The organism is Providencia sp. CIM-Carb-044, assembly GCF_033901115.1.
GTDB classification, from domain to species: Bacteria; Pseudomonadota; Gammaproteobacteria; order Enterobacterales; family Enterobacteriaceae; genus Providencia; species Providencia hangzhouensis.
Genome location: NZ_JAXADV010000003.1, coordinates 58,269 through 79,969 on the forward strand (window position 1 = coordinate 58,269; position 21,701 = coordinate 79,969).

17 protein-coding genes are annotated in these 21,701 nt (G+C 38.6%); 10 read left to right on the forward strand and 7 right to left on the reverse strand.

Annotated elements, in window-relative coordinates; translation table 11 throughout:
* Nucleotides 1-74: 74 nt before the first annotated feature.
* From SJ312_RS06825 to SJ312_RS06865, 9 genes are all read left to right on the forward strand, one after another.
* Nucleotides 75-1,520 (forward strand): tagaturonate reductase, encoded by a 1,446-nt coding sequence (locus SJ312_RS06825; protein WP_187710423.1) that lies wholly within the window; start codon nt 75-77, stop codon nt 1,518-1,520.
* A gap of 50 nt (nt 1,521-1,570) precedes the next feature.
* Entirely contained in the window at nt 1,571-2,575 is a 1,005-nt protein-coding gene (locus tag SJ312_RS06830; protein ID WP_004264923.1) for a C4-dicarboxylate TRAP transporter substrate-binding protein, read from the forward strand.
* Between the two features lie 77 nt (nt 2,576-2,652).
* On the forward strand, nt 2,653-3,132 hold the full coding sequence (locus tag SJ312_RS06835; RefSeq protein ID WP_004264924.1) for a TRAP transporter small permease: 480 nt from the start codon (nt 2,653-2,655) through the stop codon (nt 3,130-3,132).
* Nucleotides 3,123-4,400, forward strand: coding sequence for a TRAP transporter large permease (locus SJ312_RS06840; RefSeq protein WP_004264925.1), 1,278 nt, complete (start codon nt 3,123-3,125; stop codon nt 4,398-4,400). The genes SJ312_RS06835 and SJ312_RS06840 overlap by 10 nt, the downstream gene beginning before the upstream one ends.
* 417 nt (nt 4,401-4,817) lie before the next feature.
* A complete protein-coding gene (locus tag SJ312_RS06845) occupies nt 4,818-5,408 on the forward strand; it encodes a fimbrial protein (RefSeq protein WP_036958998.1) in 591 nt (196 codons plus the stop codon).
* A gap of 37 nt (nt 5,409-5,445) precedes the next feature.
* Nucleotides 5,446-6,147 carry a molecular chaperone gene (locus SJ312_RS06850; RefSeq protein ID WP_319867280.1) on the forward strand — a complete coding sequence of 234 codons (702 nt, stop codon included), beginning with the start codon at nt 5,446-5,448 and terminating at the stop codon, nt 6,145-6,147.
* 14 nt (nt 6,148-6,161) lie between these two features.
* Entirely contained in the window at nt 6,162-8,666 is a 2,505-nt protein-coding gene (locus SJ312_RS06855; protein ID WP_319867281.1) for a fimbria/pilus outer membrane usher protein, read from the forward strand.
* A gap of 11 nt (nt 8,667-8,677) precedes the next feature.
* Nucleotides 8,678-9,757 (forward strand): fimbrial protein, encoded by a 1,080-nt coding sequence (locus tag SJ312_RS06860; RefSeq protein ID WP_153673980.1) that lies wholly within the window; start codon nt 8,678-8,680, stop codon nt 9,755-9,757.
* A gap of 13 nt (nt 9,758-9,770) precedes the next feature.
* Nucleotides 9,771-10,475, forward strand: coding sequence for a molecular chaperone (locus SJ312_RS06865; RefSeq protein ID WP_110591967.1), 705 nt, complete (start codon nt 9,771-9,773; stop codon nt 10,473-10,475).
* Between the two features lie 38 nt (nt 10,476-10,513).
* Here the strand turns inward: SJ312_RS06865 and SJ312_RS06870 are convergent, their stop codons facing one another.
* Nucleotides 10,514-11,665: a 3-phenylpropionate MFS transporter gene (locus tag SJ312_RS06870; protein WP_094961706.1), complete on the reverse strand. Its 1,152-nt coding sequence runs from the start codon at nt 11,663-11,665 to the stop codon at nt 10,514-10,516.
* Nucleotides 11,666-11,746: 81 nt separating this feature from the next.
* Nucleotides 11,747-13,000: a serine hydroxymethyltransferase gene (gene glyA / locus SJ312_RS06875; protein WP_004264933.1), complete on the reverse strand. Its 1,254-nt coding sequence runs from the start codon at nt 12,998-13,000 to the stop codon at nt 11,747-11,749.
* 461 nt (nt 13,001-13,461) lie between these two features.
* Between glyA and hmpA the strand changes: the two genes are divergently transcribed.
* Complete coding sequence (gene hmpA / locus SJ312_RS06880) at nt 13,462-14,661, forward strand: NO-inducible flavohemoprotein (protein WP_004264934.1); 1,200 nt, start codon at nt 13,462-13,464, stop codon at nt 14,659-14,661.
* Between the two features lie 187 nt (nt 14,662-14,848).
* Here hmpA and glnB read toward each other — a convergent pair whose 3' ends face one another.
* The 5 genes from glnB to SJ312_RS06905 form a co-directional block, all read right to left on the reverse strand.
* Complete coding sequence (glnB, locus tag SJ312_RS06885) at nt 14,849-15,187, reverse strand: nitrogen regulatory protein P-II (RefSeq protein ID WP_004912721.1); 339 nt, start codon at nt 15,185-15,187, stop codon at nt 14,849-14,851.
* A gap of 12 nt (nt 15,188-15,199) precedes the next feature.
* A complete protein-coding gene (locus tag SJ312_RS06890; RefSeq protein WP_004264936.1) occupies nt 15,200-16,822 on the reverse strand; it encodes an NAD+ synthase in 1,623 nt (540 codons plus the stop codon).
* An 88-nt stretch (nt 16,823-16,910) separates the two neighbouring features.
* A complete protein-coding gene (gene glrR, locus SJ312_RS06895) occupies nt 16,911-18,251 on the reverse strand; it encodes a two-component system response regulator GlrR (protein WP_004264938.1) in 1,341 nt (446 codons plus the stop codon).
* Nucleotides 18,248-19,078, reverse strand: a complete 831-nt coding sequence (gene qseG / locus SJ312_RS06900; RefSeq protein WP_319867284.1) for a two-component system QseEF-associated lipoprotein QseG — start codon at nt 19,076-19,078, stop codon at nt 18,248-18,250. Before qseG ends, glrR begins: the two co-directional genes overlap by 4 nt.
* Entirely contained in the window at nt 19,078-20,517 is a 1,440-nt protein-coding gene (locus SJ312_RS06905; protein WP_153673946.1) for a sensor histidine kinase, read from the reverse strand. The genes qseG and SJ312_RS06905 overlap by 1 nt, the downstream gene beginning before the upstream one ends.
* Nucleotides 20,518-21,701 lie beyond the last annotated feature (1,184 nt).

A 21,701-nucleotide genomic window follows, 5' to 3' on the forward strand; every position in this document is an offset into this window, starting at 1 on the left:
GTCCATAGAAAAAAATACTTCTAGTCTGAATCAACACCAGATGATTAATACACATAATAACTAGAGGAATGGTCATGGATTACTTAAATAGACAGTCAATGGCTAATAAGCAATACCCAGAGAGAATTTTGCAATTCGGAGAAGGTAATTTTTTACGTGCTTTTATCGACTGGATGGTTGACCAACTGAATGAAAAGACAGATTTCAATAGTGGCATTACGCTTGTCAGGCCAATTGACTCATCTCATCCCTCAATTAATCAACAAAATGGACTTTATACTGCCATCACCAGGGGGATTAATGAACAAAAACAAAGTGTTTCTAATATAAGAATTATTAATTCGGTTAACCGTGAAATACTTATCTATTCTGAATATGATAAATTTTTAAAGTGTGCAGAAAATCCCGAATTACAATGGATCTTCTCTAATACTACGGAAGCAGGGATCGTATATAAACACGACGTACGCTTAGAAGATACACCAGCAAGTAGTTTCCCTGCGAAGCTTACTCAATTTTTATTTCACCGCTTTCAACATTTTAATGGCGATAGTAGCAAAGGGTTGTTCATCATCCCCTGTGAGCTAATTGACTATAATGGCGATAAATTACAAGAGTTTGTAAATCAACATGCACAAGACTGGCAACTCCCCGCAGATTTTATCGCTTGGCTAAATAGCAGTAATACGTTTTGTTCTACGTTAGTCGATAGAATTGTTACTGGCTACCCGAAAAATGAAATTGAAAAACTGGAAAAAGAATTAGGTTATAAAGACGATTTTCTCGTCACTGCTGAATATTTCTATTTATTTGTTATTCAAGGGCCAAAAATACTAGAGAAGAAGCTAAAGTTAAATGAATTGCCATTAAATATCAAAGTAGTAGATGACATAAAACCCTACAAAGAACGTAAAGTTGCAATCTTAAATGGTGCACACACTGCGATGGTTCCCGTTGCTTATTTAGCAGGGATTCGAACTGTTCGTGATGTCACTACCAACCCAATCTTTTTATCTTTCATCAAAGATTTAATTGATAATGAGGTTATTCCTGTTTTATCTCAAAGCCCTTCGGAGCTTATGGCTTTTGCCTCCGCAGTAATTGACCGTTTTAATAACCCATATATAGAGCATGAGTTACTTTCAATTTCTCTAAACTCGCTAACTAAATTTAAAACTCGTTTATTACCTCAATTAATCTCTTATGTTAAGCAATACAATAAAATTCCTTATTGCATTTCATTTTCACTTGCTGCACTTATTGTTTTCTATCGAGGAAAACAGGGTGAACAACTCATTCCTTTAAATGATGATGATTATTTACTCGAACGCTTTAAAGCTTGGAATGAGCTCTATGACTCAAATGTAAAACAACTGACTGAAAATGTGCTAGCAATGTCTGATTTATGGGGATTAAACCTCAACGAAATACCACAATTACAAGATGATGTGAGCCAAAAAATCACAGATATTCTGAATAGTGGCACAGAAATAATGCTACGCAAAAAATACATTGGTTAGAAAAAAACTAAATACTTAAAACAATAAATCCCCCTACAGGAGATACCTTTATGAAACTGAGCACATTAAACGGAAAAACATTTCTTAGCTTAACACTCAGCACAATGCTATTAATGGGTAGCATGACAGGTGCCGCATTCGCCGATGCTAAATATAAGCTAAAAGTCGCTTATGAAAATAACCCCGGAGAGCCTTTTGACTTAGCTATCCACGAATGGGCAAAGAAATTCAATGAAAAAACTAATGGTGAAGGTGAGTTAATTCCTTACCCAAGCTCACAATTAGGTTCTAAAAAAGATGTGATCGAACAAATGAAGTTAGGTAGTCCATTAATTACCTTAGCAGATGGTGCCTTCTTTTCTGATTATGTACCTGATTACGGTATTATGTTTGGGCCGTACTTAGGGCTATCTTATAAAGATATTTTTAAATTAAATGCCTCACCTTGGTATGGTTCATTAGAACAACAGTTAGATAAAAAAGGCCTTCATGTGGTTTCTAAAGATTGGCTATATGGTTCACGTCATATCTTAGCCAATAAAATGATCCAAACCCCAGATGACCTAAAAGGTTTAAAAATTCGCGTCCCCAACAATAAAATTCAAATTAAAGGTTTAGAGGCAATGGGTGCCACACCAACACCATTACCTTTAGCTGAAGTTTATACTGCACTTAATCTTAAAATTATTGATGGTGCAGAAAACCCAATTCCAGTGCTATATGGGCAAAAACACCATGAAGCTGCTAAATTCTTAATTCTAACGGGCCATGTAGAAAACGTAACCAACTTAGTCATGGGCAGCAAAACCTACGCTAAATTACCTGAAAATATTCAGCAGGCTTTAGTTGAATCAGGAAATGAAGCTGGGCAATTTTTAACAGATTTAGTCTTACAACAAGAAAAAGAGATTATTGAAAAAATGAAAAGTGAAGGTGTTACTGTTGTTGAAGTAGACAGAGCGCTCTTCAAAGAAAAATCTAAGCCTTTCTATAATGAATTCCCTGAATGGTCTGCGAATTTATATCAACAAACTCAAGATATTATTAATAATTAACCCTATTACTTGGCGGTTAACACCGCCAATATTTTTACAATACAAATGGTTGACTATTATTCTCGCAAGGATCTTTTATGTTTAAATTTCTGGGGAAATTAAGTGATATAGTGGCTTCGCTTGCCGTTGCCGCTATCGTCATTATTACCATTCTTGCTGTATTCATGCGTTGGCTTCTTAATGACCCTTTAATGTGGAGTGAGGAAGTTTTAATTATTTGCTACATATGGTTGGTTATGATTGGAGCAGCATCCGCTGCGGGTAAAAGAATGCACGTCAGTATTGATGCTATTACCTCTTTATTTCCTGAAAAAGTACAATTAGCTATCGCGGTCATTACGCATATTATGGCCATTATTGCTTTATCAATTTTTGGGTATCTTGGATATGAACTCTCGATTATCGCAGAAGATAAAATAACACCAATTATTGGTGTTTCTTATTACTATATCGACCTTTCTGTTCCCATTGGCGCATCCATCATGGTGTTATTTTCTATCCAACATTTACTGGAAGACATGAGTAAATTAATAAAAGGAGATAAACCATGTCAGTAATTATCGCCTGTATTGTATTAATATTCTGCTTTTTAATTAATGTTCCCATTTTTTTAAGTGTGCTAATTGCATTACTCACTTATTTCTTTTCTGCTGGTGATATATCTCCTCTTATTGCAGTTCAGCGCATTATTGGTGCAGGAGAAAATGTCACGTTACTTGCTATTCCTTTTTTCATTCTGTTAGGTAACCTTTTGAATTACACGGGTATCACTAGCCGAATGTTAAAATTTACTGGCACACTGTCTGGGCACTACCCAGGGGGACTTGCCCAATCTAACGTATTATTAAGTACAATGATGGGCGGGCTCTCTGCATCTAACCTTGCTGACTGTGCCATGTTATCTAAAATGTTAGTACCCGAAATGACCAAATTAGGTTATGGGAAAAGCTTCTCTGCCGCTGTCACTGCTGCAGGATCATTAATAACACCTATAATTCCACCGGGTATTGCATTAATCATCTATGGATTTGTTGCCGATGTCTCTATTGGTAAGATGTTTATGGCTGCAATCATTCCTGGTTTAATGTGCTGCGTTGCTTTAATGGTTACAATTTATCTTATTGCCAAAAAACGTGGATACAAACCTGCTAGAGACAAAGCGCCTACATTTGCTGAAGTTTACCAAACAGGTAAAGGAGCAATGTCAGCTTTCCTCTTAGTCCTCGTTATTATTGGCGGAATTCGCTTTGGTATTTTTACACCGACAGAAGCTGGTGCTATTGCTGTACTTTACGTTATTGTAATTGGTACCTTCTTTTATCGTGAAATGAAGTTAAAAGACATTGCGGCCTCATTTTTAGAAACAGCTCGTTCAACAGCAAGCATAATGCTCATTATTATGACTTGTTCTGCGTTAGCATGGGTATTGACGAACGAGCAAGTGGCACAAGATGTTGCCAAAATGATGACCAGTTTCTCTGATAATCCATATGTCTTCTTAATGATTGTCAATGCGGTGCTTTTAATTCTAGGTATGTTTATTGAAGGTAATGCAGCAATTATTGTCCTTGTTCCATTATTAATGCCTACAGTAAAACTTTTAGGAATTGACCCTATCCATTTTGGGATTGTCATGATCCTTAATTTAGCTATCGGATGTTTAACACCCCCTATGGGAACGGTAATGTTTGTTGCCACATCGATTACTGGTGTACGTATTTCAGACTTTATTCGTGAGGTCATGCCACTGTTCTTTGCATTAATTATCGTATTACTCTTAGTCACTTTTATGCCTGTATTTACGACTTTCCTACCTAGCTTATAAGATAAAATTATATCTCAATGGCAAGTCATTAACTATGACTTGCCATTTTATTATCAATTAATTTTTTATAAATTAAATTTTATTTAATTTCACAAATTAATATTACTTTTGTTTATTGTTAAGTTAATTGATCTTTATCCTTGTCACAATAACATGCACAACAAGAAATACTCAAAAAGATAAACTACCAACCATCAAAAATTACACTTATTACGAGTCAACATAAAGTAATTAGAAAAACAATATCACATTAAATTCATACATATAAAAAAGACACTAATCTCATTAAATATTTTTTTATTTTTAATTTGAAAAAAATATATTTTATATCTAGCATAAAATAACACAGCTAATTTACATTCAGCTGTTAATCAAAGTTATATCACTTTATTTTACTTTGACCTTATGGGGTTAATTATGTCTAGATATATACTACCTCTGTCTTTACTTTCGTTATCTGTTATATCAGGTTCAGCACTTGCAATAACTAACAGTGCTGGAGGAATTATTTCAATTTCTGGAGCAATAAGCGATACAACTTGTACTATTAATGGCGGAAATAGTGCCGATATGACTGTTGTTCTTGACCCAATAACCGTAACAGATGCAGGGACCACTGCCGCGACGGTTATTTCTAAAAATCAAAAACAATTTTCTTTAACTTTCTCTGATTGTGCACCTGCGAGCACTCCTGTAAGTAATCTGAAATTACACTTTTATTCGTCAAGTAATATTTCCCCTTCCGGTTTGTATTTAGTGAATACTTCCGTCAATGAAAATGATGCTTCCGTTGCTAAAAATGTTGGATTTAGTTTATCTAAAACCAGCACTCCAACAACCGCAATTCCACTCAATGTGGCCTTTGATACTAACCTTACAGGGGCTGACACTGGTGGCGCGACAGGCGCTACACTCAATTTAATAGCCAGTTATTATAAAACTAATGCAACTGCTGCCAAAGTCGGTCTTTTGCAATCAAATGTAATATATACAGTTTCCTATTTATAATTATGACTTAGCCAGGCTTTTATTAGCCTGGCTTTAAATGGATACTATTATGAAAACTCTAGTTTTATTACTCACTATTTTATTTTCGAGCTCAACATTATCTAATGTTATTATTACAGGCACTCGAATTATATATCCTGCTGACGCTGATAGTATTACTGTACAATTAACCAATAATAGCAAAACATCGTCTCTTGTTCAGTCATGGATTGATAACGGTGATGAAAATTCCACACCTGAGAACTCTGAAGCGCCTTTTTATTTGTCCCCTCCTATTGTTAAAATTGAAGGTTTACAAGGTCAGCAATTAAAAATAAAAAAAATACCCGGAAAACTTTCTGACAATGTTGAAAGTGTATTTTTCTTAAATGTTTTAGATATTCCTAAAACGCCAGAATCTGCTAAAGGCAAAAATGCAATTCAGCTAGCCACACGCTCACGAATTAAAATTTTTTATCGTCCTATTGGGCTAAATGAATCCCCCGATGAAGTCATTAATCATGCGAGCTACCAGATTAAAAATAATAACATATTAGTTAAAAATAACTCGCAATACCATTTAACTATTGCAGCTATCACATCATCGGATGATAAAAATAATTCATTAATTGATTCTGCGATGATTGCCCCTATGTCTGAAAAAGAATTACCTATTAAAGGAACAATGAAAAGCCACGATCTTATTCTAATGTATGTGGATGACTATGGTGTTTTCAAATCTAAAAACATTAAACTTTAATAGAAGAAATCATCGTGAAAAAAGAAAATTATCTCTACCTCCTAATCTTAATAGGACTACAAAGTCATCAAAAGAACTCAATAGCGGACGAGTTTGAGACTTCCCTATTGGTAGGCAAATCTGCACAAGGAGATATTTCACGATTCTATACCGACAGTAAAATTCCATCAGGTAAACAATTAGCCGACCTTTATGTAAATAATAATTGGAAAGGCCAATTTGAAATTGATATCAATAATGATGGTAAACTGATTAGCCTTGCTGCTGATGATGTGCAGAAATTAAACCTGAATTTATCTTCTGAGGTGATTGAACAAACCAAACAACAGTCATTTATTCCTATTGATGATTTAGTGGCCAATATAAAATATAAATTCAATATCAACGACCTACGACTCGATATTACCGTCCCTCAAGTCGCTCTGAAACAACTCGAAGCTAACTATGTTGACCCCAGTCTCTGGAATTATGGCGAACCTGCAATTATTTTTTCTTATAATGCAAATTATTATAGTTACAAAGAGAAAAAAAACTCTAAAACCAGCAGTGACAATTTTTTTGCTACCTTAAATTCAGGCGTTAATCTAGGCGCTTGGCAATTTAGAGATGAATCCAGCTATCGACATAGCTCTCATAGTAGCCAAAAATGGAAAAACAATACCCGTTATGTTTATCGTCCTCTTAGTACAATCAAATCCGGGTTGAAATTAGGTGATTTTTATACACCCGCAGCCCTATTTAATAGTATTCGAGTTCGAGGGATTGCATTGGCAACAGAAGCTAGTATGTTGCCAAATTCAAGTCAAAATTTTGTACCTATTATACGCGGTGTCGCTCAAACAAATGCCTTAGTCAGCGTGTACCAAAATAATAATCTGGTTTATCAAGAAAGCGTTCCCCCTGGTGAGTTTGCATTTAATGACCTGCAGCCTAGTGCTGGTGGAGGTGACTTATTCGTCGTTGTCCAAGAAGCTGATGGAAGGCAAGAAACCTTTACTGTGCCCTATTCTGCTGTACCTGACATGCTCAAACAGGGCGTTTATAATTACAGCCTTATTGCTGGGCAAACTAAAATCGACAATACCCATTATCAACCCAAATTTACTCAAGGTGAGTTTCACTATGGATTAAATAATTTAGTGACACTTTATGCAGGAATGCTATTTAGCGAAAAATACTATTCTGGCGTTATAGGGAGTGGTTGGAATTTTAGTTTTGGGGCCATTTCAGCTGACATTACGCAAGCAAATACTAAATTGGATTCAGGAAATCACAGTGGGCAAAGCTACCGCCTGACTTATAACAAATATATTAATGCAACATCGACCAATTTAACCTTGGCGTCATATCGTTATTCCACTAGTGGTTACTATAGCTTTATTGATGCCATTTATTCCCAAGATAATTATCGCGCTTGGAAAGCTTATCAAGACCAGTTATCAGAAAAACTCGGCAATAATATTCCACCTGAGCTTTCACTCACTAATTATGACGCTTTACGTGGTTCACGTGCTAAAAACACATTTACGTTGAATTTAAACCAACAATTAGCTGATGGTTATGGTTCGGTATTCATATCGGGTACACACCGTGATTATTGGAATGCAAACGGTAATAGCCGTGAATATCAAGCCGGTTATGCAAACAATTATAACGATATTTCCTATAGTGTGTCTGTTTCACGTGTTCGCAATTACGACAGCGAAGAAGAAACTCGTATTTATGCCAACTTTAGTGTTCCTTTTTCTTTATTTGAAAAACGCGCCAATATTAGTATGGGAAGCTATTTCACCGACTCTCGTTATCAACAAACTACGCTGAGTGTCAGTGGTATTGCAGGTAAAAATGACCAAGTCAATTATACGCTAACTGCAACGAACCAAAGCGGTGGTAATAACTTAGTTGGTGGGAACGTCAGCTATCAGCTTCCCTCTAGCACGCTTTCAGGATCTTACACAGAGGCCAATAATTACCGCCAAACGGGTTTAGGTGCCAAAGGAACTCTGGTTGCTATTCCTGGACATATTGTTTTTTCAGGAGAAACAGGACAGACCTACACCATCATTGATGCTCCAATGGCCAGTGACATGATGGTCAATGCCGATAAAACCACTTTAACTAATCAACAAGGTGTTGTTTTAGTCGCTAACTCCACACCCTATAGAACCAATACCTATACCTTGACAGATACAGAGAAAACCGCAGGCGCTGAGGTGCTCGGTAATATGGCAAATGTAAGTCCATATCAAGGGGCGGTAAATTACATCAAACTCGAGACCGATACTCGACAAACTTATATCATCCGTGGCGCTCTTGCTAATGGCGATAGCTTACCTTTTGGAACAGAAATCACAGATGCTAAACAACAGAGTATTGGTTATGTCGGCCAATCTGGCGTGATGTATATCAAAAGTGAGCAATTACCGATGGCATTACACATAAAGCTTAAAGGGAAACAGACATGTGTTATTGAGCCACTACTCAACACGATGGATAAGAACAAAAACCTCTGTCGATAAAGGAAAATATGATGAAAAAAATCACTTTAGCACTGATGTTTTCCAGTATATTGGCTTACAGCCAGTTTTCCTCAGCACATTGTAGACAAACTTCTACTGTGACGGCTCCCGCTCTTGCTTTTGATTTATCGACAGAGCTCACCAGTACATCGACTCAAGTTAGTAAAAATAGTAGAACCATCTACCCTGGGACTTTTACCTGTACTGCAAGAGGGATACTTTTTCCTAACTCTATTGGTATCGCATCTCCTTTCCAAGGCAGAACCGCCACTATTGGTTTTAATGGTGGAAAGCAGTTTGTCTCAATTACAGTCACTGCATTAGAAAAAGATAGGGTTATCGGCCTTACGGAAGGTGTACATCAAGGTAGTGAACTCGATACAAATTTTACCGTTCAATTTAATTTGCTTGCGACTAAACCCGGAACCAACTATGTCGAAGTATCAGGAAGCACCGCCACAGTTACCCCTATCGTACTCGCCTCTGATGCATCCAGCTTGGGAATTTTACAGTGGCTATTAGATATTGTATCTAAATTAGTCACTTTTCTGTTAACGCTGCAATGGCCAACCAGTGCTGATGATATCTACTTACAACCAATTACCTTAACTTATAATCCAATCCTCACTACCTGTAATTTTGTTAACCAAGGTTTAGTCGTTTCGCTACCCCCAGTAAGCATCAATGCAGTGAAAACTGCAACCAGAGCGGGCTACACGCCATTCACACTTAATTTTACTTGCCAAGACTTTTTAGCAGGCGGTAATGCTTCTCGTGATGTATCTATTTTTTTATCCAGTAGCAATTTGCTCTCAAATGATAAAACAACATTGAATAATACCATTAGCCAAGGCGCTAAAGGCGTTGGCTTCCGATTAGTTAGTGCAAGTAATCTCAATACACCGTTAGTGCTTTCAGATAGCGTGGCAGCTAAAAATGGAGCGACAAATATTTTTACTATCCTCAAGGGAAATCCAATCTCTCCTTCTTTTTCAGTAAATTTAGGAGCTTATTACCATGCATACAACACAAATAGTGTCACTCAAGGGCAAGTCTCAAGTACGGCAACAGTAGTGATGTCATATAATTAACAAGGAAAATACCATGGTGGAATTCATTAAAATTACAGGGTTCGCTACATTACTATTTTTTAGCTTCCAAACAAGTGCAAGTCTTGTTTTGCAAGGAACACGAATTATTTTTCCTAGTGATAAAAAATCCGTCGGAATTCAACTTACTAATTACAGTGAACAAGCCACATTAACTCAAAGCTGGGTGGATGAAGGTAATCCGGACTCGACACCAGAAACGACGAACGCACCATTTATTGTAACGCCCCCCGTCACTAAAATCGCAGCAAATGACGGAGTTCAATTACAAATACGTTTTATTGGTGACAAACTCCCTACGAATAAAGAGTCTGTATTTTATTTAAATGTATTAGATATTGCGCCAAAGCCAAAGCAAATAAATAGTGCCAATATGCTACAGTTTGCCATTCAAACACGAATTAAAGTTTTTTATCGCCCTACAAACCTCACAGAAAAGCCAAACAATGTCATCAAAAACATCCAATTTCATTTAGCTAAAGACGGTATTGTCGTCAACAACCCGACCCCTTATTTTTTAAATATTGCCAATATCTATCTGGCTAATAATAAAAGTCGTTCTATTGCAAAAAGCTCGATGGTAGAGCCATTTTCATCACAAACTTACTTTTCAACCGCTGATATTAATCACGGAGAAAATATAACAATGATTTATATTGACGATACTGGAAAACAAATTCAATACCAAACCAAGCTATAAAATAGGCTTAACCGCTTCTATAACTTGGCAGGTGAATATTAAGATTGAGCCACCACTTTAGGGCGGATAAACACGGCAGGTACAGCGAGAAGAGCCATTAAGTAAAACACCACACCATGATGAGCAGGCACTCGCTCATAAATGTATCCGACAATAATAGTCAGTACGGCTAACCCGCCGCCAGTTGCGAGTGCGGAGTAAACACCTTGTAATGGGATAATTTCATTTTCTTTTCTTGCACTAATAAAGCGCATTGCGGCTAGGTGGCAAATTGTAAAAGTACCACTGTGAAGAATTTGTACCACGATTAATACCGGTAATGCAGTAAACGCTCCCATCAAGCCCCAACGAATAATTCCACAGAAGGCAGATAACAACAGTAAATTTCGAGCGCTCCAACGCCTAAATAAACGGTGGCTTAACATAAATACAATGACTTCAGCAACCACACCGAGCGACCATAAATTACCGATAACTAAATCTGAATAGCCGGCTTCTTTCCAAAATAGGGAAGCAAAACCATAATAAGCCGCATGAGCCCCTTGCAGTAACGTAACACAGATAAGAAACCTAACGACGTTTTTATCCGCAATCAATTGTTTAAACGTAACCTTATTACCACCATCCGCTTTCGCTGCCCCCATTGGCATAATTGCTGGTTTCAGCATTGCGCCTAGTAATAATGCTAAACAGCTTACTATCAAGGCCACCATGATGGCTTTATTTCCCCAAACACCGGCTAAATACCCCATCAGTGAGGAACCAATAATAAAAGCTATCGAACCCCAAACGCGAATTTTGCCGTAGTCAAAGGTAAATTGTTTTTGCCATGTCCCCGCCAGTGAATCACCCAGTGGAACCATTGGTGCAAAAAATAAGTTAAACCCAATCATTACAAACAACAGCCATGCCCAGTGAGAACCCAGAGCAAAACCGACAGAAAAAATAAGTGAAAGCCCTGCGAGTAAGCGTAGAGCAGTAATAAGTTTCGAGGGCTCTTTAACTAAAGGAGTAATAAACATCGCACCAAGGAAACGGGCTGCTAGCCCTACCCCTAACAAAACACCAATCATTTCTGCATCAATTCCCTCACCTTGTAACCAAACTGACCAAAATGGCAAGAAAATACTGTAGGCAAAAAAGTAGGTAAAATAATCAATAGCTAGCCAACGCGTTGATGGAATGACCATCACTCCTCCGTTTTTTCAATGCAAAAAACCCGCTCATACATACATGTAGAAGCGGGTTTCAGTAATTAATAATACGTTATGTTATGCGTAAACTGGGTATTTTTTGCAAATTGCTAATACTTTTTGCTTCACGCTCTCAATGGTCGCTTCGTCATTGAGGTTGTCTAGAATATCACACATCCAGCCAGCTAGCTCACCCGCTTCTGCTTCTTTGAAGCCACGACGCGTAATCGCAGGAGAACCAATACGTACACCAGACGTTACAAATGGGCTCTTAGGGTCGTTCGGTACACTGTTTTTGTTAACAGTGATATTCGCACGGCCAAGTGCAGCATCTGCATCTTTACCTGTAATGTCTTTATCAACCAAATCAACTAAGAATAAGTGGTTTTCAGTTCCGCCAGATACCACTTTGTAGCCACGTTTTTGGAAAACATCGACCATTGCCTTCGCATTCTTAGCAACTTGCTGTTGATAAACTTTGAATTCAGGTTCCATCGCTTCTTTCAGAGCAACCGCTTTACCTGCAATAACATGCATTAAAGGGCCACCTTGAGATCCAGGGAATACCGCTGAGTTGATTTTTTTGTACAACTCTTCGTCACCACCTTTAGCTAAAATTAACCCACCACGTGGACCCGCTAAAGTTTTATGCGTTGTTGTTGTCACAACGTGTGCATGAGGAACTGGGTTTGGATAAACACCCGCAGCAATCAAACCTGCAACGTGAGCCATATCAACAAACAGGTAAGCGCCAATACCATCTGCGATTTCACGCATTTTAGCCCAATCAACGACACCTGAGTACGCAGAGAAACCACCGATAATCATTTTTGGTTTGTGTTTTTCCGCTTGCGCTTTGATATCGTCGTAGTCAATTTTACCGCTTTCATCAATACCGTAAGGCACGATGTTGTACAGTTTACCTGAGAAGTTAACCGGTGAACCGTGAGTTAAGTGACCACCATGTGCTAGGTTCATTCCCAGAACGGTATCACCTGGCTGTAGTAACGCCATGTAAACTGCAGCGTTAGCTTGCGAACCTGAGTGCGGCTGCACGTTCGCATAGTCAGCACCAAATAGTTCTTTCGCACGGTCAATCGCTAATTGCTCTACCACGTCAACATACTCACAACCGCCATAGTAGCGTTTGCCTGGGTAGCCTTCTGCATATTTATTGGTTAGCTGAGAACCTTGAGCCTGCATGACTCGTGGACTGGTATAGTTTTCAGAAGCAATTAATTCAATGTGTTCTTCTTGACGTTGTACTTCTTGCTCCATTGCTTCCCATAATTTCGGATCGTAGTCAGCAATATTCATTTCACGCTTTAACATTCGCTTCTCCTGCCTCAGCAATTCAATAGGTTGAAAATCGATTCATCGCAATGACACACAGTGTAAACTCTTTTTCTCTCTTGAGATAGCCCTAAAGAAAAAATATACGCAAACGATTGCATTAATTTTTTTCACTTCATTTGCTTCTGAAGGCTTCATTATAAAATAGCTCAAATTTTAATTTTTAACGGACAAACATCCAGATTTGCTATTCCCTTCTCATTATGTGCCTAAATCCACCCTATTTTTCCGATTTGAGTCTTTACATAAACACGTAAATATTATAAGTTGTATTTAAAATACATCTTTATAATCACCTTCATCGTTCGCAAAAAAATAGGGGTTAGCTGAGATGAAATAAATTTATCTAACTAATCTACAAAGGAATATTTTTAGATCGCAAAAATTTGCCCTTTGCCATAACTATAATGAGAACATGAAAATAATTCAGGAGCACCTGTATGCTAGATAGCCAAACCATTGCCATTGTTAAATCAACCATTCCTGCCATTGCTGAAACAGGGCCAAAACTGACCGCGCATTTTTATGATCGGATGTTTAAACAGCATCCTGAATTAAAAGATATTTTCAACATGACTCACCAAGTGAATGGGGACCAACGAGAAGCCCTTTTCAACGCTATCTGCGCATATGCTGTGCATATTGAAACTCCTGAGGCTCTTATTTCAGCTGTCGAAAAAATCGCCCAAAAACATGTAAGCTTAAATATTAAACCTGAGCACTATCCAATCGTCGGGGAAAACTTACTCGCGGCTATTGATGAACTCCTCAACCCAGGCCAAGAGGTTCTTGATGCATGGGGAAGAGCTTACGGTGTTTTAGCCGATATTTTTATTGGTAGAGAAGCTGCAATTTACCAAGAAAATGCGGATAAAAATGGGGGTTGGGAAGGCTTACGTGAGTTTAAATTAGCGCAAAAACAACCACAAAGTGATGTGATTACAAGTTTTGAATTTGTTCCTGTCGATGGGCAACCTGTCGCTGATTACCGCCCAGGCCAATATATCACTATTTATGTCAACAACCAGGGATTTGAAAACCAAGAAATCCGCCAATACTCTCTGACCACTGCACCTAATGGCCGTAGCTACCGTATTGCGGTAAAACGTGAAGAACAAGGCTCCGTTTCTAATTTCTTACATCAACAATTAAATGAAGGTGATAGTGTACTGCTCGCACCTCCATGTGGTGATTTCTTTATTGATGTTGATGGTCAGACACCTGTTACCTTGATCTCTGCTGGCGTTGGTTTAACTCCAATGCTGAGCATGTTAAATCATCTAACAGAACAAGGTCACAACGCACAAGTTAATTGGTTCCATGCCGCTGAAAATGGTGCCGTTCATGCCTTTAGGCACGAAATTCAACAACTATTAGCAAAACAGCAAACCAGCCAATCCGCGATTTGGTTTAATCAACCAAGAGAGGAAGATCGTCTCGGGTTTGATTACCAATATGAAGGTTTAATGAATTTAGAATTGGTACGTGAATGGATTGAGCAACCGAATATGCAATTCTATTTCTGTGGCCCTGTTGGGTTTATGCAGCACGTAGGTAAGCAGCTAATTGCAATGGGTGTCGATACCAGTGCTATTCACTATGAATGTTTTGGACCACACAAGGTATTACCCCTCAATTAATTCACAAAAAATGCTCTTCTGTTTAGAAGAGCATTCTATGAAACATATTAACTGAAGAAAATGGGTTAACTAGTTAAATATTCGTAGTTTTCTAATTTAGCGGTAACGGGCTCGCATAATAAATACACAATTCTAATCCCATTCCTGTGTATTTTCCGTTACCGCATTTTCATACAAACTTAATTTATTAAATTGCTTCTTCGTCTTGCTCACCAGTTCGAATACGGATCACTCGAGCGACATCATAAACAAAGATCTTTCCATCACCAATTTTGCCAGTTTGTGCAGTTTGCATAATGGTTTCGACGCAGTTTTCAACGATGTCATCAGGTACTACAATTTCAATTTTTACCTTAGGTAAAAAATCAACCATATACTCTGCGCCACGGTAAAGTTCAGTATGCCCTTTTTGACGTCCAAAACCTTTCACTTCAGTCACTGTCATTCCAGTAATGCCCACTTCTGCCAGCGCTTCACGAACATCATCAAGTTTGAATGGCTTTATAATTGCATCAATTTTTTTCATAAATAATTCCTGTTATGACCAGTTTTTACGGCCAAAACCTGAGGTGATCGGATAACGACGGTCTTTGCCAAAATTGCGCATCGTAATACGTGGCCCAACAGGCGCCTGACGACGTTTATATTCATTAATATCAACAAGGCGCACAACTTTGCGTACCACGTCTTTATCAAAACCAAGTTTGATTAGGTCATTAACTGACAAGTCTTTTTCCACATAGCCTTCTAATAATGCATCTAACACATCATAAGGTGGCAAACTGTCTTGATCTAATTGCCCTGGCGCAAGTTCTGCTGATGGCGGCCTATCAATCACACGTTGTGGGATTGCTGGAGAGATAGTATTACGGTATTTAGCCAACTCAAAGACAAGGGTTTTAGGCACATCTTTTAACACGTCAAAACCACCCGCCATATCACCATACAATGTCGAGTAGCCAACCGCTGACTCACTTTTATTACTGGTAGTCAAAACTAAGCGACGACGTTTATTTGACATCGCCATTAAAATAACGGCTCGGCAACGCGCTTGTAAGTTTTCCTCAGTTGTATCAACCGCGGTTCCTTCAAACATAGGCGTTAACTGTGCCATAAAAGCATCAAACATCGGTTCGATAGATACGATATCGAATTCAACACCAAGCAAATCAGCTTGTTCTTTAGCGTCGTGGATACTCATCTCAGAAGTATAGCGGAATGGCATCATGACCGCTTGAACGTGCTCTTTCCCTATTGCATCAACGGCAATAGCCACTGTTAACCCTGAATCAATCCCGCCTGATAGCCCTAAAATAGCCCCATTAAAACCATTTTTATTGATGTAATCGCGAGTAGACATGACTAAAGCTTGGTATACCTGCGCCACAGGGTCATTCTCAATAAATACGCTACCTTCGCTCACCAATGCAAGTTCATCAAATTGCACTGTGATAACCTGCTCTTTAAATTCTTCCAATTTAAAGGTTTGCTTGCCTTTGTTTGCAATGATTTTTGAGCCACCATCAAACACCAATTCGTCTTGCCCGCCAACTTGATTGAGATACACAATTGGCATATGAGTGCGTTTACAATGATCGACTAATAAATCAGTTCGAATATGTTCTTTATTAATATCATAAGGAGATGCATTGATTGTCAGTAATATTTCAGCGCCAGCCCCTTTTACTGCATCAACCGGTTCGTCATACCAAATATCTTCGCAAATCAATAAGCCGAGCTGGTAACCTTTAAATTCAACAACACAGGTTTTTTCATCTGCGGTGAAATAACGAGGCTCATCAAACACGCCGTAATTTGGTAATTCTTGTTTAAAATAACGTGCATGCAATTTACCTTGATAGAAAAAAGACAATGCATTATAGATATCATCCCCTTCATACCATGGATGACCAACAATAATTGCCGTTTCTTGGCTGGCTTTTTGCAAACGGTCGAGTTGTACTAAACAGCGGTCCTCAAAATCAGCTCGGAAAATTAAATCCTCTGGTGGGTACCCTGTCAAAGACAGCTCTGAAAACATGACAATATCTGTGTTTGGTGCTTGTTCACTCACAACTTGCAACATGCGATCGCAGTTGCCTTCGATGTCACCGACTAACCAATTAAGTTGTGCTAGTGAAATATTAAGCTTACGGCTCATAAGGTGTTTTTTCTCCCGGAGCGTGAATATGAATTGCCTTATTCCACATAATGTAATCGATAACAACTATGTGGTAAATAATTCTTATTTATTCTTTAAAATCATTGGCTTCTAAATCGTGTCGACCAAGTAATTTGTAAAATTCTGTGCGGTTTCGCCCTGCCATTCGGGCAGCTTGGGTGACATTCCCTTTTGTCATTTGTAATAACTTACGTAAATAATTCAATTCAAATTGATTACGAGCTTCAACAAATGTCGGCAAGGCCGTATTTTCACCTTGAAGTGCTTGGCTGACGAGTGCTTCACTGATAACAGGAGACGTTGTTAATGCAACACATTGTTCAATAACATTAACTAATTGACGAACATTGCCCGGCCAACTCGCTGTTATTAAGCACTTCATGGCGTCACTGGAAAAACTACGCACGAAAGGTTTATGCCGTGATGCAGATTCACGCAATAGATGATTTGCTAATAATGGAATATCTTCAGAACGTTCATTTAACGCAGGAATACGCAGATTAACCACATTTAAGCGATAGTAGAGGTCCTCACGAAACTCATTTTTTTCCATCGCTTTAGGCAAATTACGGTGAGTTGCGGAGAGAATTCGCACGTCAATATCTAAATCGCGGTTACTACCTAAAGGGCGAACTTTGCGTTCTTGCAATACTCGCAATAATTTAACCTGCAATGGCATTGGCATATCGCCAATCTCATCTAAAAATAACGTACCACCGCTGGCTGCAAAGAATAACCCTTCGCGGTTACTTACTGCGCCGGTAAAAGCCCCTTTAGCATGACCAAATAATTCAGACTCTAATAATTGTTCAGGTAATGCACCGCAGTTAATGGCAATAAACGGCTTACGTGCCCTAGGGCTGGCTTTATGAATAGCCTGAGCTAAAACTTCTTTACCTGTACCACTTTGCCCATTAATTAGCACGCTAACATCAGATTGTGCCACCATATGCGCTTGTTCTAATAGCCGAATCATTAAGGGGCTACGCGTGACTATACCAGCGCTCCACTCCTCATCGCTAATTGGTGTCGAAGAGAGCGCGAGAGCTTCATCGATTGCTTTATATAATGCATCTTTATCTACTGGCTTAGTTAAAAAACTAAATACGCCTCGTTGTGTTGCCGCGACGGCATCAGGGATAGAACCATGAGCAGTGAGTATGATAACTGGCATGTTTGGATGGGCTTTTTGTATCTCATCGAAAAGCGCCATACCATCCATTTCATCCATGCGTAAATCGCTGATCACTAAATCTAATTTTTCTTTTTGTAAGATTTTTAGTGCTTCAGGACCGCTTTCTGCTGTAGTGACTTTAAAACCTTCACTACTCAAGCGCATACCTAACAGTTTAAGAAGGCTCGGGTCATCGTCAACTAGCAATAAATTTGCTGACTTACGATTCGTCATTTTTGTTCATTCTCCGATGAATTTTGCTCTACTGGAGAAGATGCGCTGCTATCAGGCTTTGGCTCTTCTGAGGAAATAGGCTTATCTCCTTCAACCCCATTCTCTACATCTTTTTCGGTTTCGTTGGTGCTTTTCTTACGAGAAGAAAGCTGGCGTTCAATGTCCGTTAAATTTTCAAGCTTACGGGAGGTTGTATTCAGTTCAAAAGCCAATTTAGCATTATCTTCCTTTAGACGGTCGAGTTTTGTATCCATTTCTTGCTGTAGGCGTTTATAACGAACCCCTACATCTGACAGATTGATAATTTGTACTTGTTGCTCACGCCATAATTGTAATAATGGACGTACCCCTGTGGGAAAATTCAAACTGTACGTATTTATGCTATCAAGCATTTTACGGCGCTCTGCAATAGACGGGTCAGCAGAATTCAACAAAATATTTTGTTGAAATGCACTCGACCAATTTGTTACGTCTATTTTACCTGCATCTTCACGTGCTTGACTGGTTTCCGTGCGATCTGCGCAGTCCATCATTCGTAACCAAAATAATGCATTTTCCCGTGCAGTTGGCTGGTCATTGTTCCAAATAGATTCACATGATGTATAACGGTAGTCTGTGACTTTAACTTCAGGCACAACAACTTGCGCCAGAGTTTCGAGTGGTGACTGACCATTTTTTACTACACATCCACTTAAAATTAGGGAAAATAAAACCGCCCCAAAATTGAGCCCTGTACGTCTCATCACATAAGGTACTCTTTGGTTATATTTACTTAACGATGCGTTACGGTAAAGTACCGCCCAAACACCTGTAGACCGATTTACCATTATTCATTCTCTGCGGTTAGAGGCAGTTCAATTCTAAAACAGACATCTGCTGATTTGTTGGGAACGAGAGAAAGTTCTCCCCCCATTTGTTTAATACAATCTTGCGCAATACTCAGCCCTAGCCCACTTCCTTTGACAGCACCTTTTCTTTGTAGTGAACCTTGATAGAACGGCTCAAAAATCATACTTTGCTCAGACTCAGGAATTGGCGTCCCCGTATTCGCAACTTCAATCAGAAGCTTATTACCTGTTTGGCGACTAGAGATCCAAATATTACCTGATTCGCCACCATAGTGCACCGCATTGGAGTAGATATTATCAATAACTCGTCCTAAAAGTGAGGGTTCGGCTAAACAGCTGTCCACTTTTAAACGCACTTCTGTTTTAATATTTTTAGCCCGTGCCGGTAAATTATGTGCTTTAACAATATCTTCAATGAGTTTTTGTAAATCAACAATTTGTGCTTCTGGCGGGTCATCGACAAGCTTACGATTATAATCAAGTAATTGCTCAATAAGTTGCTGAAGATGCTTACTACTGTGATCAAGAATTTCTACAACTTCTTTTTGAGACACCGTTAATGGCCCTGCCACCTCATCAGCGAGTAATTCTGTTCCTTCACGCATGCTTGCAAGAGGTGTTTTTAATTCATGTGAAATATGGCGTAGAAACTCGTGGCGCTGTGATTCAAGCCATGCGAGTCGTTCACTTAGCCAAATAATCCGCTGTGCGATTGTCCGTAGCTCCCTAGGGCCTTTAAAGCGTTCAATATTATTCGCAATTGTACGCCCAGTACCGAGACGGTTAATCATTCGTTCGATAGCTTTAACTGGGCCAATAATCATCCGAGTAAATAATGCCACTAGCAATGCGCTTAATAAGAATAAAATTAAGCTTTGCCAACCAAATAATTGGCCTTTATTCGCAATCGCTTTTTGCAGCTGTTCCCCACGGCTAAAAATCACATCACGAGTTTCTTGCACTAATGAGGCATTTTCGGCAGAAAATTGTTCTAAAGCCCGTGTGATTTTTTCTGTCGGTTCATTGTTTTCACACACAACCGTTTTAAGTACATCCAAAGTCTTAGTCAATGCAGAAGTGTCTGACGAGGTAGGTAAGATCGTTCGCTGACGTTCAAACATTTGCTGGTAGTCTGCAAACTGTTTCTGATATTGAGTATGCAATGTAGCATCTTGCAAAACACAATATTGACGATAGCTCCGTTCCATTTCTAAGGCGAGGCTACTCATCACTTCACTACGCCGTGCGTCAAGTAACGTGGTTTTATTGATATTGGCAGCTTGGTTACTCAGTTGCTCTAGGCTTTGATATGCCTGATAGGCTAATACTAATAAAGGAAGTAATACAAGCCAGAATGCCATCACAACTAGTTGACGCAAGGAGCGAGGGAAAAAACGCCATTTACTCAATACATTCATCTCATACCCATTAAACGTATTGCAATGGTAGCAGAACTCCCTGTAATGCGAAAAGCACAATCCAAATTCTGTGTCCCATAGCGTTAAAATCAGACTAAGTGTAACAATCAAAAAGCAATGAACGTGCCAAGTTAATTGGTAAAAAATGATAATTTTCAGATAGGTATGTTCAACGCTCCGGATGTTCCTTTTTCGCATAAACGAAAGCATAAAAGAATCGATAGGTCTTACTAAATGAATTCTTTCGTCTTTTCTTTAGTTTTTTCTTTAAAAATAAAACACTAAGCTATGCCCTAAATAATTCGGATTGCAGCTAGGCTGCCAAGTGAAGATATCTCTATGAAACATACAAAAGTATGTGACTAGAGTAGCTGAACGCAGGTAACAACACTGCGGTTCGAAGTATGACGGGCATAGGGCGGCAAGAGAAGATATCTCTAGGAGCATACAAAAGTATGTGACTAGAGTGGCTGAACGCAGGTAACAACGCTGCGGTTCGAAGTATGACGGTCATAAAACAGGAAGGCGGGATGAAGTATTGACCTTCACCCCGCCAGCGATAACAACTTCTATAATGCTTTTTATATGATTATGTCTTTACATTAAAGATAATCATATAGGTGGTGCCTCACTCCACGTGTCGCCCTGTGTTTGATAAGGCCCGAAGGCGAATATCTATGCTGTTGGACGGTAGGCACCTTACTTTGGCGTCATTCTTGGTTTATGTGGTATGTACCCAACTAATTTTGGACCTACATAAGAAGTTGAATGAGCAACTGAATATTATTATGCACAAGCCGTGCCAACTTTTCAAGAAATTTTATATCTACATGATTAAAAACAAAATTTATTTTTAATCCCACTTTAGCTACTTTTTAATACACCGTACCCGCTTACTGTTTTTTCTTAAGTGTCGCTAATTTATGACACCCGATTAGCTCATTTTCAAATACCTTAAATATCAATAAGATAAATGTCGCCTTTTGGAGACACGGCTATAGTGTGTTTGTCTCTTATTTAAGACACTGTCGTTTAATCACACATTAAATATACACTTAATATAAATTAAATTAGAATAATTAATGATTTACCGTAAGGCACTAATTAAGATAGAGAGCAAGACAACAATATATAATTGATATATTTGACTTTGGTTAAATCCATCTATAATAAAAACAGCAGAG

Bases quoted from the DNA above. Each gene is read 5' to 3' on its own strand.
- SJ312_RS06825 (WP_187710423.1), top strand. From the start codon at position 75: ATGGATTACTTAAATAGACAGTCAATGGCTAATAAGCAATACCCAGAG.
- SJ312_RS06830 (WP_004264923.1), top strand. From the start codon at position 1,571: ATGAAACTGAGCACATTAAACGGAAAAACATTTCTTAGCTTAACACTC.
- SJ312_RS06835 (WP_004264924.1), top strand. From the start codon at position 2,653: ATGTTTAAATTTCTGGGGAAATTAAGTGATATAGTGGCTTCGCTTGCC.
- SJ312_RS06840 (WP_004264925.1), top strand. From the start codon at position 3,123: ATGTCAGTAATTATCGCCTGTATTGTATTAATATTCTGCTTTTTAATT.
- SJ312_RS06845 (WP_036958998.1), top strand. From the start codon at position 4,818: ATGTCTAGATATATACTACCTCTGTCTTTACTTTCGTTATCTGTTATA.
- SJ312_RS06850 (WP_319867280.1), top strand. From the start codon at position 5,446: ATGGATACTATTATGAAAACTCTAGTTTTATTACTCACTATTTTATTT.
- SJ312_RS06860 (WP_153673980.1), top strand. From the start codon at position 8,678: ATGAAAAAAATCACTTTAGCACTGATGTTTTCCAGTATATTGGCTTAC.
- SJ312_RS06865 (WP_110591967.1), top strand. From the start codon at position 9,771: ATGGTGGAATTCATTAAAATTACAGGGTTCGCTACATTACTATTTTTT.
- SJ312_RS06870 (WP_094961706.1), bottom strand. From the start codon at position 11,665: ATGGTCATTCCATCAACGCGTTGGCTAGCTATTGATTATTTTACCTAC.
- glyA (WP_004264933.1), bottom strand. From the start codon at position 13,000: ATGTTAAAGCGTGAAATGAATATTGCTGACTACGATCCGAAATTATGG.
- hmpA (WP_004264934.1), top strand. From the start codon at position 13,462: ATGCTAGATAGCCAAACCATTGCCATTGTTAAATCAACCATTCCTGCC.
- glnB (WP_004912721.1), bottom strand. From the start codon at position 15,187: ATGAAAAAAATTGATGCAATTATAAAGCCATTCAAACTTGATGATGTT.
- SJ312_RS06890 (WP_004264936.1), bottom strand. From the start codon at position 16,822: ATGAGCCGTAAGCTTAATATTTCACTAGCACAACTTAATTGGTTAGTC.
- glrR (WP_004264938.1), bottom strand. From the start codon at position 18,251: ATGACGAATCGTAAGTCAGCAAATTTATTGCTAGTTGACGATGACCCG.
- qseG (WP_319867284.1), bottom strand. From the start codon at position 19,078: ATGGTAAATCGGTCTACAGGTGTTTGGGCGGTACTTTACCGTAACGCA.
- SJ312_RS06905 (WP_153673946.1), bottom strand. From the start codon at position 20,517: ATGAATGTATTGAGTAAATGGCGTTTTTTCCCTCGCTCCTTGCGTCAA.